The organism is Ancylobacter sp. WKF20, from assembly GCF_029760895.1.
Classification (GTDB): domain Bacteria; phylum Pseudomonadota; class Alphaproteobacteria; order Rhizobiales; family Xanthobacteraceae; genus Ancylobacter.
Genome location: NZ_CP121679.1, coordinates 486630 through 508604, shown reverse-complemented (window position 1 = coordinate 508604; position 21975 = coordinate 486630). Strand labels below are relative to the sequence as shown.

Sequence of the window (21975 nt, the reverse complement as noted above, 5' to 3'; positions counted from 1 at the left end):
GCTGCCGAGGGATCAGACGCCAGCGGGCGGATCGGGCAGCCAGTCGAGATCGTTGAAGCCGCGGTTGACGTAGCCGCCGAGATGGACCGAGGCGCCCTCATAGCCAAAGGCCTGCCACACCTCGACATCGTCATAGAGAAAGCGCACGGCCGAGCGCTGGACGAGGCGGAAGGGCGGCGTCGTCTCCAGCGTCTTCAGCACCTGCACGCGGTAGCCTTCCGACAGCTCGCGAAAGGGCAGCGGCAAAGCGCTGTCCGCCATATCGATGAACTCGGCGAAGACCTGCGCGATGCCGGGCGCCTTGGCCGCCATGGCATCGAAATGGAACACGGTGCGGCGATAGATGCGCTCGGGCAGTCCATCATGCGGGTAGAGTGTGCGCACCACCGCGACCAGGGTCTCCGCCGCCTGGGCCTCGAACAGCGAGAGCGCGCCGACCCAGCTCGCATCCACCGGCAGGACGACGGGCGGGGGGAGCTTCGGGTCTTTATGGGCCGTGATAGCGGACATCGGATGGCTCCTGACAATCCGGCTCGCCGGAGCGAGCGGGTAAATCTCTATACCTCTCCCCATTGGGGAGAGGTGGCCCGCGAAGCGGGTCGGTGAGGGGTGACACGATGGCGGAGCGTCGAAGCCCCCTCACCCCAGCCCTCTCCCCGTCGGGGAGAGGGAGAAGGCAACCGTCATCACCCGGCTGGAGTGGTCGGACCGGACGAACGGGGCAGGTACTTCTTCGGCAGCACGCAGTGGATGCCCTTGTTGAGATCCACCGTCTGCGTCACCCGCAGATCGGCGCAGAGCGAGCACAGCGTGTAGGCGTCCTGCGCGGAGAGGCCGGAATGCTCGCGGATGAGCGCGATCATGTCGCGCAGCGCCTGTTTGGCGGCGTCGTCGAGATCGGGATCGAAGCCCATGGTGATCCAGTCGGCCGGCGTCTCGGCGCGCGGCGTCGTGAGCTTCATGTCCTTGCGCAGATGGAACTCGAAGGTGCCGGTGAGCGCGGTCTCGAGCGCGGTGAGGCACACCTCGCCATCGCCCTGCCGGCCATGGCCGTCGCCGACCGAGAACAGCGCGCCCTCGGTGAAGACCGGGAAATAGGTGATGGAGCCGACGCCGAGCTCCTTATTGTCCATATTGCCGCCGAAGACGCGCGGCTCGGTGGAGGAGAGCCGGCCCCATTCGGGCGCGGGGGCGACACCGAAATTGCCGAAGAACGGTTCCAGCGGCAGTTCCTGGCCCCAGGGCATCACCGCGACGCCGCGCGCGGCGTCCACGGGAATATGCAGACGGCGCAGATTTGGGAAGTCTTCCGGCAGCGTGCCCCAGAACGGCATCTGGATGTTCCAGCCCCAGTCGGCGCGGAACTCGATGGCCTTCAGCCGCACCTCGAGCACGTCGCCCGGCTCGGCGCCGTCGACATAGATCGGGCCGGTCAGCATATGCGGGCCGGGGCCGCGGAAGGTGGCGGCGAAGACCTCCGCCTGGCCGGGCACGGGGGTGAAGCCGAGCGCCGGGTCCGGCATGTCCTCGGGCTCGCCAGAGAGCGTGTCGATGACCACCGTGTCGCCGGATTTGATGGTGAGCGCGGGCTTGAGGCTCGCATCCCACTGGCCCCAATTCACCGTGCCGGGCTGGGCCGGGAGATAATGATCCGCCATCAGGTGCTCCTCACCCCTTGACCGCGCCGAGCGTCAGCCCGCGCACGATGTGCCTTTGCAAGACGAAGACCACCGCGAGGACGGGGAGCAGCGCGGTCATGCCGACCACGGCCATCTCGCCCCAGCGCACGCCCTGCGCGGTGATGAGCTTCGGGATCGAGACGGGCAGCGTCTGCATCGCCTTGCCGCCGAGCATGAAGGCGAACAGGAACTCGTTCCATGCGAAGATGAAGCACAGCACGGCGGTCGCGACGATGCCGTTACGCAGCAGCGGAAACACCACGCGGCGGAAGATCTGCAGCCGCGACCAGCCCTCCAGCGCCGCCGCCTCCTCCAGTTCCACCGGCAGGTCGCGGCAGAAGGAGCGCAGCACCCAGATGTAGAAGGACAGGTTGAAGGTCATGTAGGCGAGCGTCAGCCCGGTGAAGGTGTCGAGCAGGCCGACCTTGGCGAAGATCAGGTAGAACGGGATGACCAGGCACACGGGCGGGGCCATGCGCGAACCGAGGATGAACAGGAACAGATCGTCCTTGCCGCGCATCTCGAAGCGGGCAAAGGCATAGGCCGCCGGCGTGCCGATGATGACGACGAGCGCCGTGGAGACCGAGCACAGCGCGAAGGATGTCAGCAGATACCAGTGGAAGCCCTGGTCGAGCACATAGCTGAAATGCTCGAGCGTCGGGGTGAACAGCCACTGGGTCGGGCGCGCGAACATGGCATCGTTCGGCTTCACCATCATCGTCGCCATCCAGAAGATGGGGAACAGGACGATGAGGGCGTAGAGCACGGTCACGCCGGTCCAGAACCAGCCTTTTGAGCCTTCGGGGCGATCGGTGGCTTCGGCCATGTCAGGCACTCCTTGCGGGCAAGCGGGCGAGATGGCGGGACACGGCCCGCGCAACGTCATGGCCGGGCTTGGCACGGCCATCCACGCCTTGCGGGGGGGCGCATCTGGCCAACATGCATCTGGCAAAGTCGTGGATGCCCGGCCCAAGGCCGGGCATGACGGTGATCCGGGGAGAAAGACCGGCAACGAGCGAGCAGCGCATCCCCATCCCTCAGAAGGCGTTCAGGCGCTTCTTGGCGATCTGGTAGAAGACCGAGCAGAAGGCGAAGAAGGCGATCCAGACCAGCACGGCGAGCGCCGAGGCCTCGCCGATGTTCCAGAACTCGAAGGTCATCTTGTTGGCGAGGATTGAGGGCGTCTCGGTGGTGATGCCCGGCCCGCCGCCGGTGAGAATGTAGATCGTGTCGAACACCTTGAAGGCGTCGATGAAGCGCAGCAGGCCGATGACCGCGAGCAGCGGCGTCATCATCGGCAGGGTGATGTGGGCGAACATCTGCAGCGGGCCCGCCCCGTCCACCGCCGCGGCGCGGTAGGGGCCGAGGGGGAGCGCCTGAAGGCCGGCGAAGAAGGCCAGCATCATGAAGGGCGTCCACTGCCAGATATCGACGAAGATCAGCGCGTAGAGCGCGTAGTCGGGCGAGGCGAAGACCGAGGTGCCCGGCAGGATGTCGAACCGCTCCAGCACGTTGTAGGACAGGAAGCCCCACGAGCCGGCGAGCATGATCTTCCAGAGCAGGCCGACCACGATCGGCGCCATCATCGCCGGCATGAACAAAAGCGGGATGAGGATGGAGCGCCCGCGCACATTCTGGTTCAGCACCAGCGCGCCGATGAGGCCGAGCATGAACTCGATGGGCACGGCGATGAAGACGAAGGTCGCGGCGATGCCGATGGAGTTCCAGAAGCGCGGATCGGTGAGCAGCACGGCGTAATTGTCGACGCCGATGAAGTCGGTGACGCGGCCGAACTTGGCGGCGTGGAAGCTCAGATAGATCGTGTAGAGGAACGGCACCAGCGAGACCACGACCAGCATCAGCATGGACGGGGCGATCAGCAGATAGGGATACCAGCTGCGCTCGCGCGGCAGCGGTGCCGGCGCTTGCGTGGCCGTGATGGTGTCGCCGGCGCTCGCCATGATGGGCATGTCCATGGGTTGAGGTGTCCGTATCCCCTCTCCCCGACGGGGAGAGGGGAAAGAAAGTCAGGTCACAGCAGGCACTTGGTGCAGAGCTTGAGCAGCTCGGCCTGGCCCTTCTTGGCGCCCGCCTCGGGGGTGAGCTTGCCGAGGCCGACTTCCTGCGCGATGCCGCTCATCACGTCATAGATCTCGTAGAATTTCGGCATCTTCGGCTTGGCCGCCGCGACGTCGAGCGTCGACTTCATCGCCGCATAGAGCGTCTTGTTGGCCGCGCCGGTGATGGCCGGGAGCGCCCAGGAGCTCTCGCGGATCGGCACGCCGCCCTCACCCAGCGCGATCAGCTTGTCCTGCTGCTTCCGGTCGGCCAGCCACTGCAGGAAGATGAAGGTCGGCTCGGGGTTCTTCGAGGCGGCGCTGATGACGGTGACCGACGGCTCGGCCTCGGCGAAGCGCTCCGTGGAGCCGGCCTTGATCGGGATCGGGCCATAGACGAACTGGCCCGCGTAAGGCGACACGCCCTTCTTGTCGATGCCGAGCACGAAGTCCGACCAGGCGATGGACTGCGCGGCGATGCCGTTGCCCATCACGGTCGGCACGTCGACCAGCGAATATTCGGCGATGCCGGGCGGGGCATAGGTCCACAGCTCGTGCCACATCTTCAGCGCGGCGACGGTTTCGGGCGAGTCGAAGTTCGGCTTGCCGCTGGCGTCGATCAGGTTGCCGCCATAGTTCTTGACGAAGTTGTTCCACAGCGTCGGGAAGGTCGAGCCGCCCTTGATGCCTTCGAGCACGATGCCGTAGAAATCGCTCTCCAGCGTCTTGCCGGCGAGCTTTTCGCCCTTCTTGCGGGTGAAGAACTGCGCGATGTCGCGCATCTGCTCGATCGTCGTGGCGGGCGCGAGATCATAGCCATACTTGGCCTTGAACGCGGCCTGTTCCTCCGGGTTGTTCAGGAGGTCGGCGCGGGCCCAGTAGACCTGATTGTAGTTCCAGTTGATGAAGGAATACTGCTTGTCGCCGACGAAGGCCGCCGTCTTGAACGGGTTCTGGATGAAGTCCGAGGTGGCGAGGTTCGGATTCGACAGCTTCGGGTTGGCGACGAAATCGTTGAGCGGGCGGATCACACCGGCCGAGATCATCGGCCCGAGCTGGAAGCCGTGCAGCATGATCGCGTCATAGTAGCCGCGGCCCGACAGCATGTCGGCCTGGCCCTTGTTGATGACCTCGAAATGGTTGAGCAGCTCCCACTCGACCTTGATCCCGGTCTCCTTCTCGAAGTCCGGGATGATCTTGGAGAGCGTCTCCTGCAGCGGCGTGATCTCGTCGAGCACGCGGATGGTCACGCCCTTATAGGGCTTGGCCGCCTCGGCGTAGAAACTGTCCTGCGCGTGGGCCGGCGCCAGCGGTGCCAGCAGCACCATGGAGGCCGCCAAGGCGGCGGCGAAACACCCGTATCGTCTCTTCATCGCACTTTCCCTCTGGTTGGTCGTATCTCAGCGGCTCGTTCAGGTGCCGGGCAGCGCGCGCCCCGTCGTCCCGTCGAAGAGCGCGAGGCCCTCCCACGGCAAAACCAGTCCCACCTTCCGGCCGATGCCCGCATCCGCGCCGAGCGCGGCGGCGTTCGCCATGCTCGTCTTGGCCTTGGCGAGCAGCGCGCCGAGGTCGAGCGTGACGATGGCGTGCTTGCCGAAAGGTTCGTTTGAATAGATCTCGGCCACCGCCGTGTCGGCCGCCCCCTCCGGGACGACGCCGACATCGTCCGGGCGCACGCCGAGAATGACGGCGGACGAGGCCGCCTTCTGCGCCGCGCCAGCCAGCGCGCCGGTGAGCGGCACGGTGAGGTCGCGGCGCCGGAAGACCAGCGCGCCGGCCTCGTGGACCAGTTCGCCGTCGATCAGGTTCATTGGCGGGTCGCCGAGCAGCCGGGCGACGCGGGCGCTGGCCGGGCGCTGCCAGATTTCCTCGGGCGTGCCGACCTGCTCGACGCGGCCCTGGTCCATCACCACCACCCGGTCACCGACCGACAGCGCCTCCATGCCGTCCGGCGTCGCCCACAGGCTGGGCGAGGTCTGCGAGGCGAGGCGGCGGCGGATTTCCCCGCGCAGCTTGTGGCGCAGCTTGGCGTCGAGATGGGAGATCGGCTCGTCGAGGATGAGCAGGTCCGGCTGCTGCACCAGCGCGCGGGCCAGCGCGACGCGCTGCTTCTGCCCGCCGGAGAGAGCACCCGGCAGGCGCGCGCCGAGATGGCGGATTTCCAGGAGCTCCAGCACCTCGTCGACGCGCTTGTTGGCCTCGGCCGTGTCGAGACGGCCGCCCGGCGCCTGCAAGGGCGAGAGCGCGTTGTCGCGCACGGTGAGGTGCGGATAGAGCGCGTAGGATTCGAACATCAGCGCCACCCGGCGCTGCTGCGGGGGAATGCCGGCGAGGTTGCGCCCGGCGAGCGTGACGCTCCCCGCGTCCGGGCGTTCCAGCCCGGCGAGGATGCGGCAGAAGGTGGATTTACCGGCGCCCGAAGGGCCGGTGATGGCGAGCAGTTCGCCCGGCGCGATCTCGATGTCGAGGCCACCAAGGGCGGTAATGACCTCGGCTTTACCCTTGGCGAAGCTCTTGAAGATGCCGCGCGCGGCAAGGCCCATCTGGGGAGCCGGGCTCATGACAGCGCCTCCCGGTTGCGCCCGCTGGCGGCGTCGAAGATCAGCAGCCGGGCCACGTCGATGCCGAGCGTCACCCGGTCGCCCGCCCGCCAGGGGGCCGGGCCGGCGATCTCGGCGATCAGCGTGCCGCCGGGACCGTTCTCGCTCTCCAGCGCCACGGTGAGCACGTCGGCATCGCCGCGCGGCTCGCGGTAGATGATGCGCCCGCGCGCCTCGCCGGGCAGGTCGGGCGCGCGCAGTGCGATGTTCTCCGGGCGGATGCCGGCGATGATGGCGCCCTCCCCGGCAACCGCCGGCAGGCGGGCGGCATCGAGCGTCGCCGCCCAGCCGGCGCCCATGACACGGCCGCCCTCGGCGAATTCGGCGCTCATCAGGTTCATCGGCGGCTCGCCGATGAAGTTGGCGACGAAGAGATTGGCCGGGCGCTCGTAAAGCTCCTGCGGCGGGCCGACCTGCTGGAGCACGCCATGGTTCATCACCGCCACGCGGTCGGCCATGGCGATGGCCTCGGTCTGGTCATGGGTGACGAGGATTGAAGTGACCTGCCGCAGCTTCTGCAGCCGCTTGATCTCGGCGCGCAGCTGCACCTTCTGGTCGGCGTCGAGATGCGACAGCGGCTCGTCGAACAGGATGACGTCAGGGTCGCGCACCAGAGCCCGGCCGATGGAGACGCGCTGCATGGCGCCGCCGGAAAGCCCGCGCACCGGCTGGTCGGCCATCTGCCTGAGGCCGAGAAGCTGGAGCACCTCGCCGATGCGCTCGGCCGCCGGCTGGCCGGAGATGCCGCGCACCTTCAGCGGGAAGGCAACATTCTCCCACACCGTCATGTTCGGATAGAGCGCGTAATCCTCGAACACCATGGCGATGTTGCGCTCGCCCGGCGCGAGGCGGGACACCGGGCGCTCGCCGAAATAGATCTCGCCAGACGACACGCTCTCGATGCCGGCCGCCATTTTCAGCGTGGTGCTCTTGCCGCAGCCGGAGGGGCCGAGCAGCGCGAGCATTTCGCCGGCCGCGCAGGCGAGGTCGAGCCGGCTCACCGCCTCCACCTCTCCGTAACGCTTGAAGACCGACACGAAAGCGATTGACGACATCCGGCACTCCGCAACGGCGATACCGGAAGGTCAATTCAATCTCCGTGCCAAGTGTGCTGGTGTTGCAGCACACTGGATAACAAGAGCCGATCTCCCTTTGGCGCTGGATAATTATGCCCAGAAAAGCAGCGCCCTCATGCCCCCTGCCGCCTTTCGCGCCACGGGCAGATCTACAGCGCGACGGGGCGCGCGAAATCTTCCCGCGCCAGCAGGCGGCGCGTATGGGCGCCGGGCGGCAGCGCCGCGAGGGCGGCGAGGTCGGCGGGCTGGTCGATGTCGCGCGCGAGGCCGGGAAAATCCGCCGGGGCGTGGCGGCGCAAGGTCAGGCCCGCCTCCCCCGCATTGGCCTGATGCAGGGCGAAGCTTCGCGGGCCGAAGGAGAAGGGCATGGCGTCCGGCGGGGTCACCAGCAACGCGTTGGTGCCGACGCCATCATGGGCGGGGACGAGGCTGACCGCCCGCCCCGGCGGGTGGGCCGCGACCAGCCGGTCGATCTCCGCCGCGCTGAGGCCGGGAATGTCGGAGGGCAGGACAAGCATGCCCCCGCGCCGCTGCGCCGCCAGCCGGGCGGCGGCTTCCGTCACCGCCGGGTTCAGCCCGCGCACGCGCGGCTCGGACAGCAGACGCGCGCCATACGCCTCTGCCAGCGCACCGGCCTGCGGATCGGCGGTGACGACGACGATAGTGGAGAGACCCTTGGCGCCCGTCAGCGCCTCCAGCACGTCGCACAGCATGGCGCGGGCCAGCGCCTCGCGCTGCGCCGGCAGCAGGGTGCGGCCAAGGCGCTGCTTGGCGAGGGCGAATGTCTTCACCGGCACGACCGCGACGAGGTCATCCACCGCGCGCAATGTCGCGGGGGCACTCATGCGCCGGGCCGCGCCTGCGCCAGCACATGGCGGGCGAGCGCGATTTTATCATCGAGGCTGCGCATCAGCGTCGGCGCGCTGACCACGGAAAGGCCGGGCACCTCAAGCCCCGAATCGGCCTCGTCGACGATGAAGACGTCGATCAGCCCGTCATAATGGGCAGCGACCGTGGCGGCGGAGGGCACGAGGCCGAGCTCCGTCATCATCTTGGCGGTCGGCCCCTTCACCGCCTGCCCGGCGATGATCGGCGAGACCGCGATCACCGGCACGCGGCAGGCGCCGATGGCGGCGCGCAGGCCCGGCACGGCGAGGATGGGATCGACGCTGAGATAGGGGTTGGACGGGCAGATGACGATGGCGGCGAGTTCCGGGTCCGCCAGCGCCGCCTCCGCCGCCGGGGCGAGCGTGGCGGCGGGCGCGCCGGCGAATTCGAGCCCCACCACGCGCGGGCGGCATTGGTGGCAGACGAAATAATGCTGGAAGTCGTACCAGCCCTCATCGGTCTCGACCTGCGTGCGCACCGGCGCGTCACTCATCGGGATGATGGCCGAGCCGATGCCCAGCGTGCGGCGCAGGTCGTCCGTCACCTCGGACAGCGTCGCACCCGCGGCGAGCCGGCGGGTGCGCTCGACATGCACCGCGAGGTCGCCATCGCCGAGCCTGAACCAGGTTTCGCCGCCGAGCTGTTCCAGCGCCGCCATGAAGGTCCAGGTCTCGTCGCGCCGACCCCAGCCGCGCACGGGATCGTCGAGCCCGGCGAGCGTGTAGAGCAGCGTGTCGATGTCGGGCGAGACATGCAGGCCGAGATGGCGGAAATCATCGCCCGTATTGGCGATCACGGTGAGCTGGCCGGGCGCCAGCACACGGTCGAGCCCCAAAGTGAGCTTCGCCCCGCCTATACCGCCGGAGAGCGCGACAACCTTGCCGGCAAAAGCGTCCGTCATCGGAAGAGATCCTCGCTCTCGGGGCGGATGAGATGGGCGGCGGGGTTCTCCGCCGCGCGCCAGTCCAGCCCGCGCAGCAGCACGGCGGGGCGGGCCTCGGCGGCGGGGCCCATGAGCAGCGAGGCGCTGGCGGCGATTTCGTCGGCGAAGGCGATCATCGTCACCTGCAACGGGCGCCCATACAGGTCCGCCTCGCCGCGCCGGTCGACCAGCGCCGGCAGGCCGGCCGCGCCGATGGCGACACCGGTGGTGCCGCGCCGCCAGGGACGGCCGAAACTGTCATTGACGACGACCCCGACGCGCCCTCCCTCCGGCGCGAGGCGGGCGCGCAGGCGGGCGGCGCTGGCGTCCGGGTCTTCCGGCAGCAGCAGCGCGTAGCCTTCCGCGACATTGGACTGGTCGATGCCGGCATTGGCCATGATCAGCCCGAGCCGGTGCTCGACGATCAGCACATGCGGCCGGGCACGGACGATGCGCCGGCTCTCCGACAGGATGAGCTCGACCAGCGCGGGATCCTTGCGCACCTCCGCCGCCACCCGCCGCGCCTCCGAAGAGGGGGCGACGTCGGCAAGGCGAACGAGGCGCCCCTCGGCCTTGGAGACGATCTTCTGCGCAAGCACCAGCACGTCGCCATCGCCAAGCGCGAGGCCGCTACGCTCAAGCGATGCGGCGAGCAGCCCGCCGAGATCGTCGCCCGGCTGGATCAGCGGCAGGCCTTCCAGTGCGATGAGATGGACGCCCGCCGCCATGAGGCCTCAGGCGAGGGCGCGCAGGCGCGGCAGCACCTCGCGGGCATACAGCCGCAGAAAGCGCGACTGGTCCTCGCCCGGCGCGTGGAAGACGAGGTGATTAAATCCGAGATCGAGATAGGGGCGGATGCGCGCCACATGCTCCTCCGGGTCGTCGGAGACGATCCAGCGCTTCGCCGCCCGCTCCAGCGGCAGGGCGTCGGCGAGCTTTTCCATCTCCAGCGGGTCTTCCGTGCTCATCTTCTCCTCCGGCGACAGGCCGAGCGCCGCCCAGTGGCGGGTGTCCTGCAAGGCGCGGGCCTTGTCGGTGTCGAAGGAGACCTTCATCTCGATCATCCGCTGATAACCCTCGCCCGAGCGGCCCGCCGCTTCAAGGCCGGCGGCGACGTTGGGCAGCAGGGTTTCGGAATAGAGATCCCACGCCTTGCCCGAGGTGCAGATGAAGCCGTCGCCGACGCGGCCGGCGAACTTCGCCACCATCGGCCCGGCGCCTGCGACATAGATCGGGACGGGCACTTCCGGCCGGTCATAGATGGTGGCGCGCTCGGTACGGTAGAACTCGCCCTCGAAGCTGACGCGCTCGCCGCTCCACAGCTCCTTGATGAGCCGCACCGCCTCGCGCAGCCGGGCGAAGCGCTCCTTCATCTCCGGCCAGGGCGCGCCGGTGGCCGGCACCTCGTTCAGCGACTCGCCCGAGCCGACGCCGAGGATGACGCGGCCGGGAAAAAGCTGGCCGAGCGTGCCGAAGGCCTGCGCCACCATGGAGGGGTGATGGCGGAAGGTGGGAGTGAGCACGCTGGTGCCCATGAGGATGCGCGAGGTGGAGGCGCCCACCGCGCCCATCCACGGAAAGGCCGCCGGGGCATGGCCGCCGGTGTGGCGCCAGGGCTGGAAATGATCGCTGACGAAGACGGAATCGAAGCCGCAGGCTTCCGCCTCCACCGCGAAATTCAACAATGTGCGCGAGTCGAACTGTTCCGCCGACGCCTTGTAGCCAAGCCTGAGCACCGTGCCGCCTCCCTTAGGACGGGGAATGATAGAGTGATATTGTATTGCAGCACAATACCGACAAAAATGTTTTTAGATCAGTGATCTAGTTTCGTACCACGGCCCATCAAGGCGCGCGACCCCACCGGTTTGTGCGCAAGCTTTGTCGTTGGCGCCCGGCACGATTATCCGGCACAGTGTCGGGGTCTGGGGAGTTGACGACGCGGCATGATGGGGCGGGGCTTGAGCGTACTGGTCGGGATCGCCTGCGCGATCCTGATCGCGGGAGCAGTCTATCTCGGAGACGATCTCATCGCTCCGGTGGCCTTCGCCCTGTTCATCATGGCGCTGGTCTGGCCGCTACAGGCGCGGCTTCAGCGCCACATGCCGCATCTGCTGGCGCTGTTCCTCACCCTCGGCGTCACGCTGATCGTGCTGGCCGGGCTGTTCTCGCTGACGCTCTGGGGCTTCGGCAAGGCGGCGCAATGGCTGATCGCCAATGCCGGCCGCTTCCAGTCGCTCTATGCCGAGGCCGCCGGCTGGCTGGAGGGGCACGGGCTCATCATCGCCGGCAGCATCGTCGAAACCTTCAATGTTGGCTGGCTCATCCGCTTCCTGCAAAGCGTCGCCGCGCGGGTCAACGGCATGCTCGGCTTCGCGGTGGTGACCGGCATCTACGTCATGCTCGGTCTGCTGGAGGTTGATGTCATCGCCCGCAAGCTCGCCGCCGGTGAGGCCGGCGAGAACGGGCGGCGCCTGCTCGCGGCCGCCTCCCAGACCGCCGCGAAGCTGCGCCGCTATATGGGCGTGCGCAGCGTGGTGAGCCTGTGCACCGGCCTCGCCATCTGGGGCTTCGCCGCCTTTGCCGGACTCGACCTCGCGCTCGCCTGGGGCGTCATTGCCTTCGTGCTCAACTACATTCCCTTCATCGGCCCGCTGCTGGCGACGCTGATGCCGACACTGTTCACCATGGCGCAGTTCGAATCCTGGCAGATGGCGGTGGCGGTGTTTGCCGGCATGAACATCATCCAGTTCCTCTCCGGCAGCTATATCGAGCCGCGCATCGCCGGCCGGGCGCTCGCGCTCTCGCCCTTCATCGTGCTGCTGGCGGTCTTCGCCGGGGCGTTCATGTGGGGGCTCGCCGGCGCCTTCATCGGCGTGCCCATGGTGATCGCCGCCCTGACGCTGTGCGAGCAATATGAGAGCAGCCGCTGGCTGACGCGCCTGCTCTCCGGCGAGCCGCCTGCCACCACCTGACGGAGACCCCGCAATGCTGCGCAAGCTGAGACTGATCCTGCGGCTGCTGGTCGTGGCGGTGGTGCTGGTGTTCGTCACCTTCCTCGGCACGCGCATCTATTACGCGCAGAGCGGTGCGCCGCTGGAGCCGTGGCACACCTTCGTGCCGCATGAGCTGAGCATCGCCGAGCTCGACGGTGCCGACTGGGCCGCCTATCTCGCGGCGGAAGAACGCGCCTTCGCCGAGGTCGAGCGCGAGGTGGTGCAGAAGCTGCCGGAGGATGAGCGCATTCCCTCCAACCGCTATTTCAGCGGCAGCGTGGTCTACCCGCCGCACCTCGCCCGCGACTGGAACCGCTCCTACACGCTCGAGGCGGAGGGAACGCCCAAGGGCGCCGTCGTGCTGCTGCATGGCCTGACGGATTCCCCCTACAGCCTGCGCCATGTCGGCCGGCTCTATGCCTCGGCCGGCTACGCCGTGGTCGCCCCGCGCCTGCCCGGCCATGGCACGGTGCCGGCGGGGCTGACCACGGTGGAGTGGGAAGACTGGCTCGCCGCCACCCGCCTTGCGGTGCGCGAGGCGCGCCGCCGCGCGGGCGACACCGGGCAGCTCCACATTGTCGGCTTCTCCAATGGCGGGGCGCTGGCGCTGAAATATGCGCTCGATGCGCTGGACGACCCCAAGCAGCCGCGCGTCGACCGGCTGATCCTGATCTCGCCGATGATCGGCATCACCGCCTTTGCTCGTTTCGCCGGGCTCGCGGGCCTGCCGGCGCTGCTGCCCGCTTTCGCCAAGGCGGCGTGGCTGGGCGTGATACCGGAGTTCAACCCGTTCAAGTACAACTCCTTCCCGGTGAACGGGGCGCGCCAGTCGCACCGGCTCACCGCGGCGCTTCAGGATTCCATCGCCCGGCGGGCGCAGGCGGGCGGGCTCGGCGAATTGCCGCCGGCGCTGACCTTCCAGTCGGTGATGGACTTCACCGTCTCGACGCGGGCCATCGTCAATGCCTTCTACGGCCTGCTGCCCGACAATGGCAGCGAGCTCGTGCTGTTCGACATCAACCGCGACACCAAGCTCGGCCCGCTGCTGCGCGCCACCACCTATGACGCGCTGACCCGCACCCTGCCGCCCGCCCCGCGCCGCTTCGAAAGCACCATCATCACCAATGTCGCCGGCAATGACGCGGTGGTGGAGCGCTCGACCCCCGCCGGCGCCACGCAGGAGAGCGAGCGCGCGCTGGGGCTGAGCTACCCGCGCGACGTCTATTCGCTCTCGCACGTCGCCCTGCCCTTCCCGCCGACGGATGGGCTCTATGGCTCGAACCCCGACCCGGCCGATAATCAGGGGCTGGAACTGGGGGCCATGGCGGTGCGCGGCGAGCGCGGGGCGCTGATCGTCAATCTCGACGCGCTGGTGCGCATGTCGTCGAACCCGTTCTACGACTATCTCGCCGCCCGCATCGCCGCCGATATCGGCGCGCCGCCACCGGGCCGGACCACCGCGCCCCCGGCCGGCAGCGCCGCGAGCCCGGTGACGGATGAGGTGCTGCCCATCGAGCCGCCGCCCGCCTCGCCGGCGCCGTGAGCAGCGCCCATGAAAAAGGCCGCGCTCCTGCCGGGCGCGGCCTTTTCGTTACACAGGACGCCGGAGGCGTCCGGCGATCAGTTCGCGGTGGCGGCGCCGATGACCGCGCCGGTGCCGGCGCCGATCGCCGCACCCACCGCCGCGCCCGTGCCGCCGCCCGCAATGCCGCCGATGACGGCACCCGCGCCGCCACCGATCAGCGCGCCCGTGCCGGCGCGGCGCTCGGTGGTGGTGCAGCCGGCAACGGCCAGAGCGACAATGGAAAAGGCGGCGATCTTGACGGCAACCGACGTGGACATGCTCGAATCTCCTGCAGGACGTGCTTACCTTTCATAACGGTACCCACGTGCCCGGACAATCGAGTTCTGGCGACCTCCTGCGCGCCTTCGCGGCATTATTTGGAATACCACACGCTTCTGCTGGCGCCACCCACCGCGACGTGGCTGAACTACTTGGTTCACCCGACCGTACTACCCATGAACCGATGCGCTTGCGGGTTGAGGCGGAGCGCGTGAGGCTGTAACCGTAACGCATCGCCCCAGCGACGCCGGAAGAGCGCGCGGGGCGACAGGGACGGCAACAGGAAGCGTAACGCGCGTATGATGCGTCATGGGACGGAACAGGCGGGCCGGGGCAGGAGCGCCGGCGGCATCGCTCGTCGACCGCTGCGTGCGCCGCTCCTCGGGGTGGCGGTCGCGCTCGCCCTGATCCTCGGGGCCTGCGCCAGCCGCCCGGTCGGCGTGCTCAGCCCCATCGCTGACACCGCGCCCGACACCACCCGCGTCGAGATGCTGGTGGCGACCACGCGCGCGCCCTCGACCGATCCCGGTATCCTGTTCACGGGCGAGCGCGGCGAGAAGGTGGCGCTCACCGCCTTCACCGTATCGATCCCGCCCGATGAGCGACGCACCATCGGGCAGGTGCAGTGGCCGCGCCGCCTGCCGGCCAACCCGGCGACGGATTTCGCCACGCTGAATGTCGCCCCGCTCGACGGGGTGAGCGCGGCGAAGACGTGGCTCGACAAGCATTTGCCGCCAAGCGGGCGCGTCTTGATCTTCGTTCACGGCTTCAACAATCGCTTCGAGGACGCGGTCTACCGCTTCGCCCAGATCACCCATGATTCCGGCTCGGATGTCGCCCCCGTGCTGTTCACCTGGCCGTCGCGGGCGCGGGTGTTCGACTATCTGTTCGACCGCGAGAGCACGATCTTCTCGCGCGATGCCTTCGAGGAGACCGTCTGGCAGGTCGCCCGCGATCCGCGCGTGAAGGACGTGACTATCATGGCCCATTCCATGGGCGCCTGGCTGGCCATGGAAGGGCTGCGGCAGATGGCGATCCGGCGCGGCACGCTGCCGCCCAAGATCAGCAACGTCATCCTCGCCTCGCCCGATGTCGATGTGGACGTGTTCGCCACGCAATGGCGGGCGCTGGAGCGGCCCAAGGCCCGGTTCACCCTGTTCGTCTCGCGCGACGACCGCGCGCTCAGGGTCTCCAGCACCATCGCCGGCGGCATCGACCGGCTCGGCCTCATCAACGCGCAGGAGCGTTACCGCGAGCTGGAGAAATCCGGCATCGTGGTGATCGACCTCACCGCCATGCGCTCGGGCGACGCGCTCAACCATGGCCGCTTCGCCTCCTCGCCGGAGGTGGTGCAGATGATCGGCCAGCGGCTGGTGAACGGGCAGACGGTGACCGATTCCAATGTCAGCCTCGGCGAGCGCATCGGCGTCGCCGCCATGGGCGTGGGCGAGACCATCGGCGCCGCCGCCGGCCTCGCGGTCAGCGCGCCGATCGCCGTCATCGACCCGACGACGCGCCAGAATTATGGCGCGCAGGTGCAGGAGCTCGGCCGCTCCGTGCAGGAGACGGTGAGCGACCCCGGCGCCGACTGACGCCGGTGTCGCGCTCTATCTGCGTTGACTGAAGGCTGCCGCTTCAGGACTTTACCAGGCGCGGACCCAGCGGCCGGGCTCGTACACCCAGCGACCGCGACGCAGCACCCAGCGCGGGCCGACAAAGTTGAAACCGCGCCGCGCCTCGTCCCAATGGCCGGGCACCCAGACCCAGCGCCGACGCGTCGACCACGTCCAGTGGCCGGGCACCCAGACATAGCCGCGGCGCGGCGCCGGGCGCGGCTCGCGGCGCGGCGGCGGCGGCGGGCCGGGCGGCGTGGCGCCGGGCGGGGGCATGGGCTGGGCGTCGGCCTCGGGCATCAGGGCGAGGCCGAGCGGTGCGGTCAGGGCGGTGGCGAGCAAGCCCCGCAGGAGCGAACGGCGCGAAATCATCAGGTCATCCTTCGCGGGGGCCGGGACGCGCCGGCCGGCTGGTGACAGGACCGACAGCAACAGGCCGGCCGAGACGGCATCGGAAAGGCTGTCGCATCGCTGCCGTCATAATCGGCTTCGCCCGCCCCGTCTCCCCGATTGTGTTACCGCCCCCGCCTTCCCGCTCGCGCCAATGTGCTGCCATTCCACGCCGGAAACGCGTATGATCTTCCCGCACCGCCGGACGGGAAACGATCCAGCGGGCATCCGGGAGGATCGCCATGCCCACGCCGCACGCTTTGCCGCGTCTTTCGCCGCTCGCCCTGCCCCGTCATTTGCCGCGCCTCGCGGCCATCGCCGCCCTGTCGCTGCTCACGGCAACCACTGCCCTGGCGCAAGAGCCGGGCGCGGACGCGACGTGGAAGGCGCTCAAACCCGATGTGTTCGGCGAGCAACCCATTGCCGAGGCGAGCCCGCTGGTGCGGCTCACCGCGCCTGTCCGTGCCGAGGACGCGGCGATGGTGCCGATCGAGGCCGAGGTGATGCTGCCGGCCGGTGACACGCGCACGGTGAAGAAGCTCACCCTCATCGTCGACGAGAACCCCGCGCCGGTCGCCGCCACCTTCAGCTTCGGAGGCGCGCGGCATGATGTGACGCTCGGCACCAGGCTGCGGGTGAACTCCTACAGCTATATTCGCGCCGTCGCCGAGCTCTCCGACGGCTCGCTGCATATGGGCGCGCGCTATGTGAAAGCGTCCGGCGGCTGCTCGGCACCGGCGCTGAAGGACGAGGAACAGGCGCTGAAGAACATCGGCCAGATGAAGCTGCGCGTGGTCGAGGACGGCAATGCGGGCGTGTCGTCAGGCGACGCGACGCAAGCCAACCGGCTCTCCCGCCTGCAACTGATGATCCGCCACCCGAACTATTCCGGCCTGCAGATGGACCAGGTGACTCGGCTCTACATCCCCGCCAAGTTCGTCGACAATATCGAGGTGAAGCAGGGGGACGAACTCGTCTTCTCCATGGTCGGCGGCATCTCGCTGAGCGAGGATCCGGCGATCCAGTTCTCTTACGAGCCGACCGGGCAGGAGATCGACGTGCGCGCCGCCGACACGGATGGCCGCAGCTTCGAGGGCGCGCTGAAGCCGGCAGGCTGAGCAAGGCGGGCGCTTCCGCGCCCCTCCCCCACGTCGACCGGGGGCACCCCTCGCGTGACGGCCCCCAAGACGCGCATGGCCGGGACAAGCCCGGCCATGACGGCGTGCGGAAAATGACGGCGCGGGAGACGACGCGCCATCGGCTGGCGTCGCGGTGTCGTCCCGTGCCGGTCCCTCAATAGAAGCAGGTGACTTCCGCCTCAGCCTGCGCGCGGCGCAGGTCCGCCACCATGTCGCGGAACATGCCGGTGGAGCGGAACACCTCGGCTTGCTGGCCGGCGACCTGGCCGACGCTGAGGATGGTCTCGGCCTCCACATATTTGTCGTAGGGCAGGATGGTGGCGATGGTGTCGATGGAGCAGGAGCACTTCTCCAGCGCCTGCCGGCTCTGCCCGTTCGCCGCCATGCAGGCGAAGACGTAGTCCGCGCGCGCCACGGTGGGGTAGTCGTTGACGAGGCCGGTGGTGGGCGCGGCGGGCGCCGGCTTGCTCACGCCGGCCGGCGTCGGCGCCATGCTGGCGGCCGCGGGATCGGCCGGGCTCGCGCTCTGCGCGGCGGCGGCGCTCATGCCGAGGGCGAGGCTGAGAAGGGTGGCGGCGATGATGCGCATGGTTTCCTCCCGGCCGCGATTGGCGCGGCTCATTATGGGCGTCACTTGGCGGGCGGGGTGGCGCCCGTCAGCGTCAGGCTGGTCTCGATGATATTGCCGCCGCCCTCCTTGGCCGGGGTGACGACGCGGATCGAATAGAGCCCGCCCGGCACGGCGTCGGAGAACAGGAACTCGTAGCGGCGATTGGCCAGCTCCAGCAGCTTGTCCTTGTTCGGGTCTTCCACGAAGGGGGTCATGATGAGCTTCCAGCCCTCGACCGTCTTGCCGTCAAAGGTGAAGCTCGCCGGCTCCACCGTCCCGGTGCCGAGATGGTCGCGCAGGCGGTTGCGCAGGTAGAACGGGCTGCCCTTGCTAAGCTGCGCCATCTCCTTCACGTCGCGTTCCAGCAGCACCAGCGAGATCGGGTTGCCGTTCATGGTGGGGAACGGGCCGGCCTCGCTCTCGCGGGCGCCGCGATGGATCTCGACGCTGGCGATGCGCTTGCTGGCGTCATCCGACGGCGCGGTCACCTCCATGTCGAGGGTTTCCTCGAAGCTCTCGCCGAGGTCCGCTTTCGTCGTGACGTGCTTGTAGACATAATTCAGCGTGGTGCCCGGCGCGACGCGCATCAGATAGGGCGCCTCGAAGAACACCTGATTGCCGGTGGGCACGGCGCTGGCGGGGCTCGTCAGGGTCGGGCTGGCAAGCAGCGCGGCGGCAAGGATGAAGGCAAGGCGCCGCATCGGCGTTACTCCCGTGGTTTTTCTAGTTATTGCGATCCGGCGTCATGTAGCGCCGGTAATCATACTCGGCCGCGCCCGTGGCGGCGTCGGTCTCGGCCAGCGCCAGCAGGTGAGCGTGCAGCGGCGATTTGTGGCAGGCGGGATCGGTCGCGGCGGCGTCGCCGGCAATGGCCATGGCCTGACAGCGGCAGCCGCCCCAATCGAACTCCTTGCGCTCGCAGCTCTGACACAGCTCCGGCATCCAGTCGGTGCCGCGAAAGGCGTTGAAGGCCGGCGAGTTCACCCACACATCGCTCAGCGAATGCTCGCGCACATTCCAGAAATCGAGGTTCGGAATGGTCTCGGCGGCGTGGCAGGGCAGAACTCGGCCCGAGGGCGTGACGTTGAGCGACTGACGGCCCCAGCCATTCATGCAGGGCTTGGGGTATTTGGCGTAATAGTCCGGCACCACCGCATCGATGGTGAGCCGGCCCTTGAGCCGCACGCGCGCCTCTTCCACCACATCGAGCGCCCAGAACACCTGATCGCGCGTCGGCATCAACGCGCCACGGTTGCGCAGCGCCCAGCCATAATATTGCGAATGGGCGATCTCGATGCGCTTGGCGTCGAGCGCCAGCGCCAGCTCGATGAAGTCCGGGATCTGGTGGATATTGGCGCGGTGCACCACCGAATTCACGGTAAGCGGCAGGCCGAGCCGGCGCACCTCGCGCGCCACGGCGAGCTTGCGCTCATGCGCGCCGCGGAAGTTCGACACCTTGTCGGTCACCTCCGCCGTAGCGCCCTGGAAGGAGAGCTGCACATGGTCGATGCCGGCATCGGAAATAGCCTGCAGACGCTCGGGCGTGACACCGACGCCCGCGGTGATGAGGTTGGTGTAGAGCCCGACCTCGACGCAGTGGCGGATCATCTGTTCGAGATCGCGCCGGGCGGTGGGCTCGCCGCCGGACAGATGCACCTGAAGCACGCCGAGCTTGGCGGCTTCCGAGAAGACGCGCAGCCAGGTCTCGGTGTCCAGCTCGACATTGCGACGGTCGAGCTCGACCGGGTTCGAGCAATAGGGGCATTGCAGCGGGCAGCGATGGGTGAGCTCGGCCAGCATGCCATACGGGATGGGCGGTGCCGGGCGGGCGACCGGGGCGGGTGTCGCCTCGGCCACGAGTTCCTTCGCCTTGTCGACGAGATCGGTGATGACGTTCATGACGCGGCATCCCCGATAACGGCCGGGCGGACCTCGACCATGCCCTTTTCGGCGAGGCCGGCGAGGAAGCCATCGACATCGGTGGCGATGCGCGCGCGGTCCACCGCGAAGGCTTCGGCGAGTTCATCGACGATGCCGTCGATGGAGCGGGCGCCATCGACCTTTTTGAGGATCTCCACCGCGACCGGGTCCGGGGTCAGCACGCGCTCGGGCGCGAGCAACACCCACTGGCCGCGCGCCTCGTCATGACGCAGGCGCACGCCGCGCGCGAGCTTGGGCACATCGGTCGCGGCGAAGGTGGCGGTCATCACGTCTCCTTGGGCACGAAGGCGCCGGGATAGGCCATTTTCGGCTCGACATAGGCGAAGTACAGCGCGTCGAGCTGCACCCAGAGCACGTCGCACTTGAATTCGAGGGCGCGGATGGCGGCTTCCTGCTGCTCGGGCGTGCGCGCATGGCGCTTCACATAGTCGAGCGCGAAATCGGCATCACGCGGCGCCTCGGTCAGGCGCTTGTCGAAATAGGCCAGCGTCTCCTTGGAGACGAAATCATAATTCTTCAGCATCCCCGCGACACGCTCGCCGATGATGCCGGGCGAGAACATCTCCGTGAGCGAGGAGGCGATGGCCTCGAGCAGGGTCTTCTCGCGGACGAAATGCACATAGGCCTCGACCGCGAAGCGGGTGGCCGGCAGGAGGCCGCGCAGCGAGGTGACATAATCGCGATCAAGGCCCACGCCATCGGTGAGCTTCAGCCAACGGGCGATGCCGCCCTCGCCCTCGTGATTGCCGTCATGGTCGATGATGCGCTGGCGCCAGGCGCGACGCAGCTCCGGCTCCTCCATGCGGGCGAGGATCGAGGAATCCTTCACCGGGATCATCGCCTGGTAGTAATAGCGGTTCAGCGCCCAGGCCTGCACCTGCCCGAAGCTCAGCTTGCCGTCATGCAGCAGCCGGTGGAAGGGGTGCAGATTGTGGTAGCGCCGCTTGCCGACGTCGCGCAGCCGCGCCTCAAGCTCCTCGGGCGACATGAGGGTGGTCATAGGCGTATCTCCATCCCGTCCTGGGCAATTTCCCAGCCTGCCCGGTTGGCCGCGACACGCTCGGGAGAGCCGTCGATCAGCACCGGGTTTGTGTTGTTGATGTGGACATAGATGCGCCGGCCGATATCCAGCCCGGCCAGCGCGGCCATCGAGCCCTCGTCGCCCGACATGCTCATGTGACCCATGCGCTTGCCGGTCTTCGTGCCGACGCCCGCCTCGACCATCTCATCATCGCGCCACAGCGTGCCGTCGAAAAACACGGCATCGGCGCCGGCGATCCGGTCGCGCAGGGCGTTGGTCATGGTGGCGCAGCCGGGAATGTAGAGCGCGCGGCGTCCCCCGGCGGCGATCTCGACGCCGATGGTCTGCTCACCCATCACATCCGTCGCAAGGGTGCCCTTCTCCGCCGCCTCGCGCTGTTCGAGATACAGCGCAATCTTCCCCGGGACCGGGAAGATGGTAGCGGTGACGCCCTCGACCAGCTCGAACGAGGCCCCCAATTCGACATCGCGGCGGGAGACGACATCGGGGGCCAGAACATCGAAGGCGCTGCTGGCGCGCAGCACCTGATGGATGGCGGGCGTGGCGAAGAGCGTGAAGGGCTGGGCCTCGCGCAAGCTCAGCAGGCCGGCAACATGGTCGATGTCGCCATTGGTCAGAAGCACGGAGGCCACCGGCGATTGCCGGCGGCCTCCTCGCGGATGCAGTGCCGGCACAGCCTGAATCTGCGCCAGAATTTCTGGCGCGCAATTCACCAATGCCCACCGCTCGCCATCCGCACTGACCGCCAGGGACGACTGTGTCCGTCGGCGGACGCGGGGATCACCATCCCAAGCGAGGGTGCAAACCGGACATCGGCAGTTCCATTGGGGAAAGCCCCCGCCGGCTGCCGAGCCGAGGACAATGAGATGCAGGCGGGACGCGGGTGTGAGCATGTGACTGCCGTTTCCGCGCCGCCCGCGCCTCAGGCTCAGAAGTCAGCCGGGAAATAGGCGTTCACTTCCATGCCGACGCAGACTTCGACGATACGCGGAGTGGTCCAGGCCATTTCTTCCTCCTCGAGAGTTTGCTTCGCTTTACTTCCTAAGAAGTTCATAAGAAGCAAAGTTGATTTGCGGTATTATACCCGCAGCACTGATATTGGTGACTGTTTTCATCTTCGTCAAGCAAGCGGTAACGCAGCTGTGTAGGCACACAGTATACCACCATTTTGACAGTGAAACC

The 21975-nt window shown here is 68.1% G+C and carries 24 protein-coding genes; 4 read left to right on the top strand and 20 right to left on the bottom strand.

Annotated elements, in window-relative coordinates; translation table 11 throughout:
- Positions 1–12: 12 nt before the first annotated feature.
- The 11 genes from AncyloWKF20_RS02345 to fgd all read right to left on the bottom strand — a co-directional run bounded on the left by AncyloWKF20_RS02345 (position 13) and on the right by fgd (position 10958).
- Positions 13–510 carry a hypothetical protein gene (locus AncyloWKF20_RS02345; RefSeq protein WP_279316362.1) on the bottom strand — a complete coding sequence of 166 codons (498 nt, stop codon included), beginning with the start codon at positions 508–510 and terminating at the stop codon, positions 13–15.
- Between the two features lie 176 nt (positions 511–686).
- The gene (locus AncyloWKF20_RS02340) at positions 687–1658 is read right to left on the bottom strand and encodes an acetamidase/formamidase family protein (protein WP_279316361.1); all 972 of its coding nucleotides are present in this window, start codon (positions 1656–1658) and stop codon (positions 687–689) included.
- Between the two features lie 10 nt (positions 1659–1668).
- Positions 1669–2505, bottom strand: a complete 837-nt coding sequence (locus AncyloWKF20_RS02335; RefSeq protein WP_279316360.1) for a carbohydrate ABC transporter permease — start codon at positions 2503–2505, stop codon at positions 1669–1671.
- A 211-nt stretch (positions 2506–2716) separates the two neighbouring features.
- Entirely contained in the window at positions 2717–3655 is a 939-nt protein-coding gene (locus AncyloWKF20_RS02330; protein WP_279316359.1) for a sugar ABC transporter permease, read from the bottom strand.
- Positions 3656–3711: 56 nt separating this feature from the next.
- Positions 3712–5109 (bottom strand): extracellular solute-binding protein, encoded by a 1398-nt coding sequence (locus AncyloWKF20_RS02325; protein ID WP_279316358.1) that lies wholly within the window; start codon positions 5107–5109, stop codon positions 3712–3714.
- Between the two features lie 39 nt (positions 5110–5148).
- Positions 5149–6297, bottom strand: coding sequence for an ABC transporter ATP-binding protein (locus AncyloWKF20_RS02320; protein ID WP_279316357.1), 1149 nt, complete (start codon positions 6295–6297; stop codon positions 5149–5151).
- Positions 6294–7391, bottom strand: coding sequence for an ABC transporter ATP-binding protein (locus tag AncyloWKF20_RS02315; RefSeq protein ID WP_279316356.1), 1098 nt, complete (start codon positions 7389–7391; stop codon positions 6294–6296). Before AncyloWKF20_RS02315 ends, AncyloWKF20_RS02320 begins: the two co-directional genes overlap by 4 nt.
- Positions 7392–7561: 170 nt before the next feature.
- The gene (gene cofC, locus AncyloWKF20_RS02310; protein ID WP_279316355.1) at positions 7562–8257 is read right to left on the bottom strand and encodes a 2-phospho-L-lactate guanylyltransferase; all 696 of its coding nucleotides are present in this window, start codon (positions 8255–8257) and stop codon (positions 7562–7564) included.
- Positions 8254–9201, bottom strand: coding sequence for a 2-phospho-L-lactate transferase (gene cofD / locus AncyloWKF20_RS02305; RefSeq protein ID WP_279316354.1), 948 nt, complete (start codon positions 9199–9201; stop codon positions 8254–8256). Before cofD ends, cofC begins: the two co-directional genes overlap by 4 nt.
- Positions 9198–9950, bottom strand: a complete 753-nt coding sequence (gene cofE, locus AncyloWKF20_RS02300) for a coenzyme F420-0:L-glutamate ligase (RefSeq protein WP_279316353.1) — start codon at positions 9948–9950, stop codon at positions 9198–9200. The genes cofD and cofE overlap by 4 nt, the downstream gene beginning before the upstream one ends.
- 6 nt (positions 9951–9956) lie before the next feature.
- A complete protein-coding gene (gene fgd, locus AncyloWKF20_RS02295; protein ID WP_279316352.1) occupies positions 9957–10958 on the bottom strand; it encodes a glucose-6-phosphate dehydrogenase (coenzyme-F420) in 1002 nt (333 codons plus the stop codon).
- Positions 10959–11180: 222 nt separating this feature from the next.
- Here fgd and AncyloWKF20_RS02290 point away from each other — a divergent pair, with 222 nt between their 5' ends.
- Both AncyloWKF20_RS02290 and AncyloWKF20_RS02285 read left to right on the top strand, forming a co-directional pair.
- Positions 11181–12194: an AI-2E family transporter gene (locus AncyloWKF20_RS02290; RefSeq protein ID WP_279316351.1), complete on the top strand. Its 1014-nt coding sequence runs from the start codon at positions 11181–11183 to the stop codon at positions 12192–12194.
- A gap of 13 nt (positions 12195–12207) precedes the next feature.
- Complete coding sequence (locus tag AncyloWKF20_RS02285) at positions 12208–13758, top strand: alpha/beta hydrolase (protein WP_279316350.1); 1551 nt, start codon at positions 12208–12210, stop codon at positions 13756–13758.
- Positions 13759–13835: 77 nt separating this feature from the next.
- On the opposite strand, the gene AncyloWKF20_RS02280 is transcribed toward AncyloWKF20_RS02285, so the two are convergent.
- The gene (locus AncyloWKF20_RS02280) at positions 13836–14057 is read right to left on the bottom strand and encodes a hypothetical protein (RefSeq protein WP_279316349.1); all 222 of its coding nucleotides are present in this window, start codon (positions 14055–14057) and stop codon (positions 13836–13838) included.
- Positions 14058–14423: 366 nt separating this feature from the next.
- Here AncyloWKF20_RS02280 and AncyloWKF20_RS02275 point away from each other — a divergent pair, with 366 nt between their 5' ends.
- The gene (locus tag AncyloWKF20_RS02275) at positions 14424–15650 is read left to right on the top strand and encodes an alpha/beta hydrolase (protein ID WP_279317857.1); all 1227 of its coding nucleotides are present in this window, start codon (positions 14424–14426) and stop codon (positions 15648–15650) included.
- Between the two features lie 51 nt (positions 15651–15701).
- Here the strand turns inward: AncyloWKF20_RS02275 and AncyloWKF20_RS02270 are convergent, their stop codons facing one another.
- Positions 15702–16043, bottom strand: coding sequence for a hypothetical protein (locus tag AncyloWKF20_RS02270; RefSeq protein ID WP_279316348.1), 342 nt, complete (start codon positions 16041–16043; stop codon positions 15702–15704).
- 260 nt (positions 16044–16303) lie between these two features.
- Between AncyloWKF20_RS02270 and AncyloWKF20_RS02265 the strand changes: the two genes are divergently transcribed.
- The gene (locus tag AncyloWKF20_RS02265; RefSeq protein WP_279316347.1) at positions 16304–17179 is read left to right on the top strand and encodes a quinoprotein dehydrogenase-associated SoxYZ-like carrier; all 876 of its coding nucleotides are present in this window, start codon (positions 16304–16306) and stop codon (positions 17177–17179) included.
- Positions 17180–17354: 175 nt separating this feature from the next.
- Here the strand turns inward: AncyloWKF20_RS02265 and AncyloWKF20_RS02260 are convergent, their stop codons facing one another.
- From AncyloWKF20_RS02260 to pqqA, 7 genes are all read right to left on the bottom strand, one after another.
- Positions 17355–17693 (bottom strand): hypothetical protein, encoded by a 339-nt coding sequence (locus AncyloWKF20_RS02260; RefSeq protein ID WP_279317856.1) that lies wholly within the window; start codon positions 17691–17693, stop codon positions 17355–17357.
- 137 nt (positions 17694–17830) lie between these two features.
- A complete protein-coding gene (locus AncyloWKF20_RS02255) occupies positions 17831–18511 on the bottom strand; it encodes a hypothetical protein (RefSeq protein ID WP_279316346.1) in 681 nt (226 codons plus the stop codon).
- A 22-nt stretch (positions 18512–18533) separates the two neighbouring features.
- A complete protein-coding gene (gene pqqE / locus AncyloWKF20_RS02250) occupies positions 18534–19709 on the bottom strand; it encodes a pyrroloquinoline quinone biosynthesis protein PqqE (RefSeq protein WP_279316345.1) in 1176 nt (391 codons plus the stop codon).
- Positions 19706–20017, bottom strand: coding sequence for a pyrroloquinoline quinone biosynthesis peptide chaperone PqqD (gene pqqD / locus AncyloWKF20_RS02245; protein WP_279316344.1), 312 nt, complete (start codon positions 20015–20017; stop codon positions 19706–19708). The genes pqqE and pqqD overlap by 4 nt, the downstream gene beginning before the upstream one ends.
- Positions 20017–20751 (bottom strand): pyrroloquinoline-quinone synthase PqqC, encoded by a 735-nt coding sequence (gene pqqC / locus AncyloWKF20_RS02240; RefSeq protein ID WP_279316343.1) that lies wholly within the window; start codon positions 20749–20751, stop codon positions 20017–20019. The genes pqqD and pqqC overlap by 1 nt, the downstream gene beginning before the upstream one ends.
- Positions 20748–21665 (bottom strand): pyrroloquinoline quinone biosynthesis protein PqqB, encoded by a 918-nt coding sequence (gene pqqB / locus AncyloWKF20_RS02235; RefSeq protein WP_279317855.1) that lies wholly within the window; start codon positions 21663–21665, stop codon positions 20748–20750. The genes pqqC and pqqB overlap by 4 nt, the downstream gene beginning before the upstream one ends.
- Before the next feature lie 56 nt (positions 21666–21721).
- Complete coding sequence (gene pqqA, locus AncyloWKF20_RS02230; protein ID WP_279317854.1) at positions 21722–21799, bottom strand: pyrroloquinoline quinone precursor peptide PqqA; 78 nt, start codon at positions 21797–21799, stop codon at positions 21722–21724.
- Positions 21800–21975: the final 176 nt, after the last annotated feature.

Coding starts and splice junctions, on each gene's coding strand:
- AncyloWKF20_RS02265 (WP_279316347.1), top strand. CDS start 16,304: ATGCCCACGCCGCACGCTTTGCCGCGTCTTTCGCCGCTCGCCCTGCCC.
- pqqA (WP_279317854.1), bottom strand. CDS start 21,799: ATGGCCTGGACCACTCCGCGTATCGTCGAAGTCTGCGTCGGCATGGAA.
- AncyloWKF20_RS02335 (WP_279316360.1), bottom strand. CDS start 2,505: ATGGCCGAAGCCACCGATCGCCCCGAAGGCTCAAAAGGCTGGTTCTGG.
- AncyloWKF20_RS02315 (WP_279316356.1), bottom strand. CDS start 7,391: ATGTCGTCAATCGCTTTCGTGTCGGTCTTCAAGCGTTACGGAGAGGTG.
- pqqD (WP_279316344.1), bottom strand. CDS start 20,017: ATGACCGCCACCTTCGCCGCGACCGATGTGCCCAAGCTCGCGCGCGGC.
- AncyloWKF20_RS02280 (WP_279316349.1), bottom strand. CDS start 14,057: ATGTCCACGTCGGTTGCCGTCAAGATCGCCGCCTTTTCCATTGTCGCT.
- pqqE (WP_279316345.1), bottom strand. CDS start 19,709: ATGAACGTCATCACCGATCTCGTCGACAAGGCGAAGGAACTCGTGGCC.
- AncyloWKF20_RS02340 (WP_279316361.1), bottom strand. CDS start 1,658: ATGGCGGATCATTATCTCCCGGCCCAGCCCGGCACGGTGAATTGGGGC.
- cofD (WP_279316354.1), bottom strand. CDS start 9,201: ATGACGGACGCTTTTGCCGGCAAGGTTGTCGCGCTCTCCGGCGGTATA.
- AncyloWKF20_RS02285 (WP_279316350.1), top strand. CDS start 12,208: ATGCTGCGCAAGCTGAGACTGATCCTGCGGCTGCTGGTCGTGGCGGTG.
- AncyloWKF20_RS02345 (WP_279316362.1), bottom strand. CDS start 510: ATGTCCGCTATCACGGCCCATAAAGACCCGAAGCTCCCCCCGCCCGTC.
- AncyloWKF20_RS02255 (WP_279316346.1), bottom strand. CDS start 18,511: ATGCGGCGCCTTGCCTTCATCCTTGCCGCCGCGCTGCTTGCCAGCCCG.
- AncyloWKF20_RS02320 (WP_279316357.1), bottom strand. CDS start 6,297: ATGAGCCCGGCTCCCCAGATGGGCCTTGCCGCGCGCGGCATCTTCAAG.
- cofE (WP_279316353.1), bottom strand. CDS start 9,950: ATGGCGGCGGGCGTCCATCTCATCGCACTGGAAGGCCTGCCGCTGATC.
- AncyloWKF20_RS02260 (WP_279317856.1), bottom strand. CDS start 17,693: ATGGCGCCGACGCCGGCCGGCGTGAGCAAGCCGGCGCCCGCCGCGCCC.
- pqqC (WP_279316343.1), bottom strand. CDS start 20,751: ATGACCACCCTCATGTCGCCCGAGGAGCTTGAGGCGCGGCTGCGCGAC.
- cofC (WP_279316355.1), bottom strand. CDS start 8,257: ATGAGTGCCCCCGCGACATTGCGCGCGGTGGATGACCTCGTCGCGGTC.
- AncyloWKF20_RS02270 (WP_279316348.1), bottom strand. CDS start 16,043: ATGATTTCGCGCCGTTCGCTCCTGCGGGGCTTGCTCGCCACCGCCCTG.
- AncyloWKF20_RS02330 (WP_279316359.1), bottom strand. CDS start 3,655: ATGGACATGCCCATCATGGCGAGCGCCGGCGACACCATCACGGCCACG.
- AncyloWKF20_RS02325 (WP_279316358.1), bottom strand. CDS start 5,109: ATGAAGAGACGATACGGGTGTTTCGCCGCCGCCTTGGCGGCCTCCATG.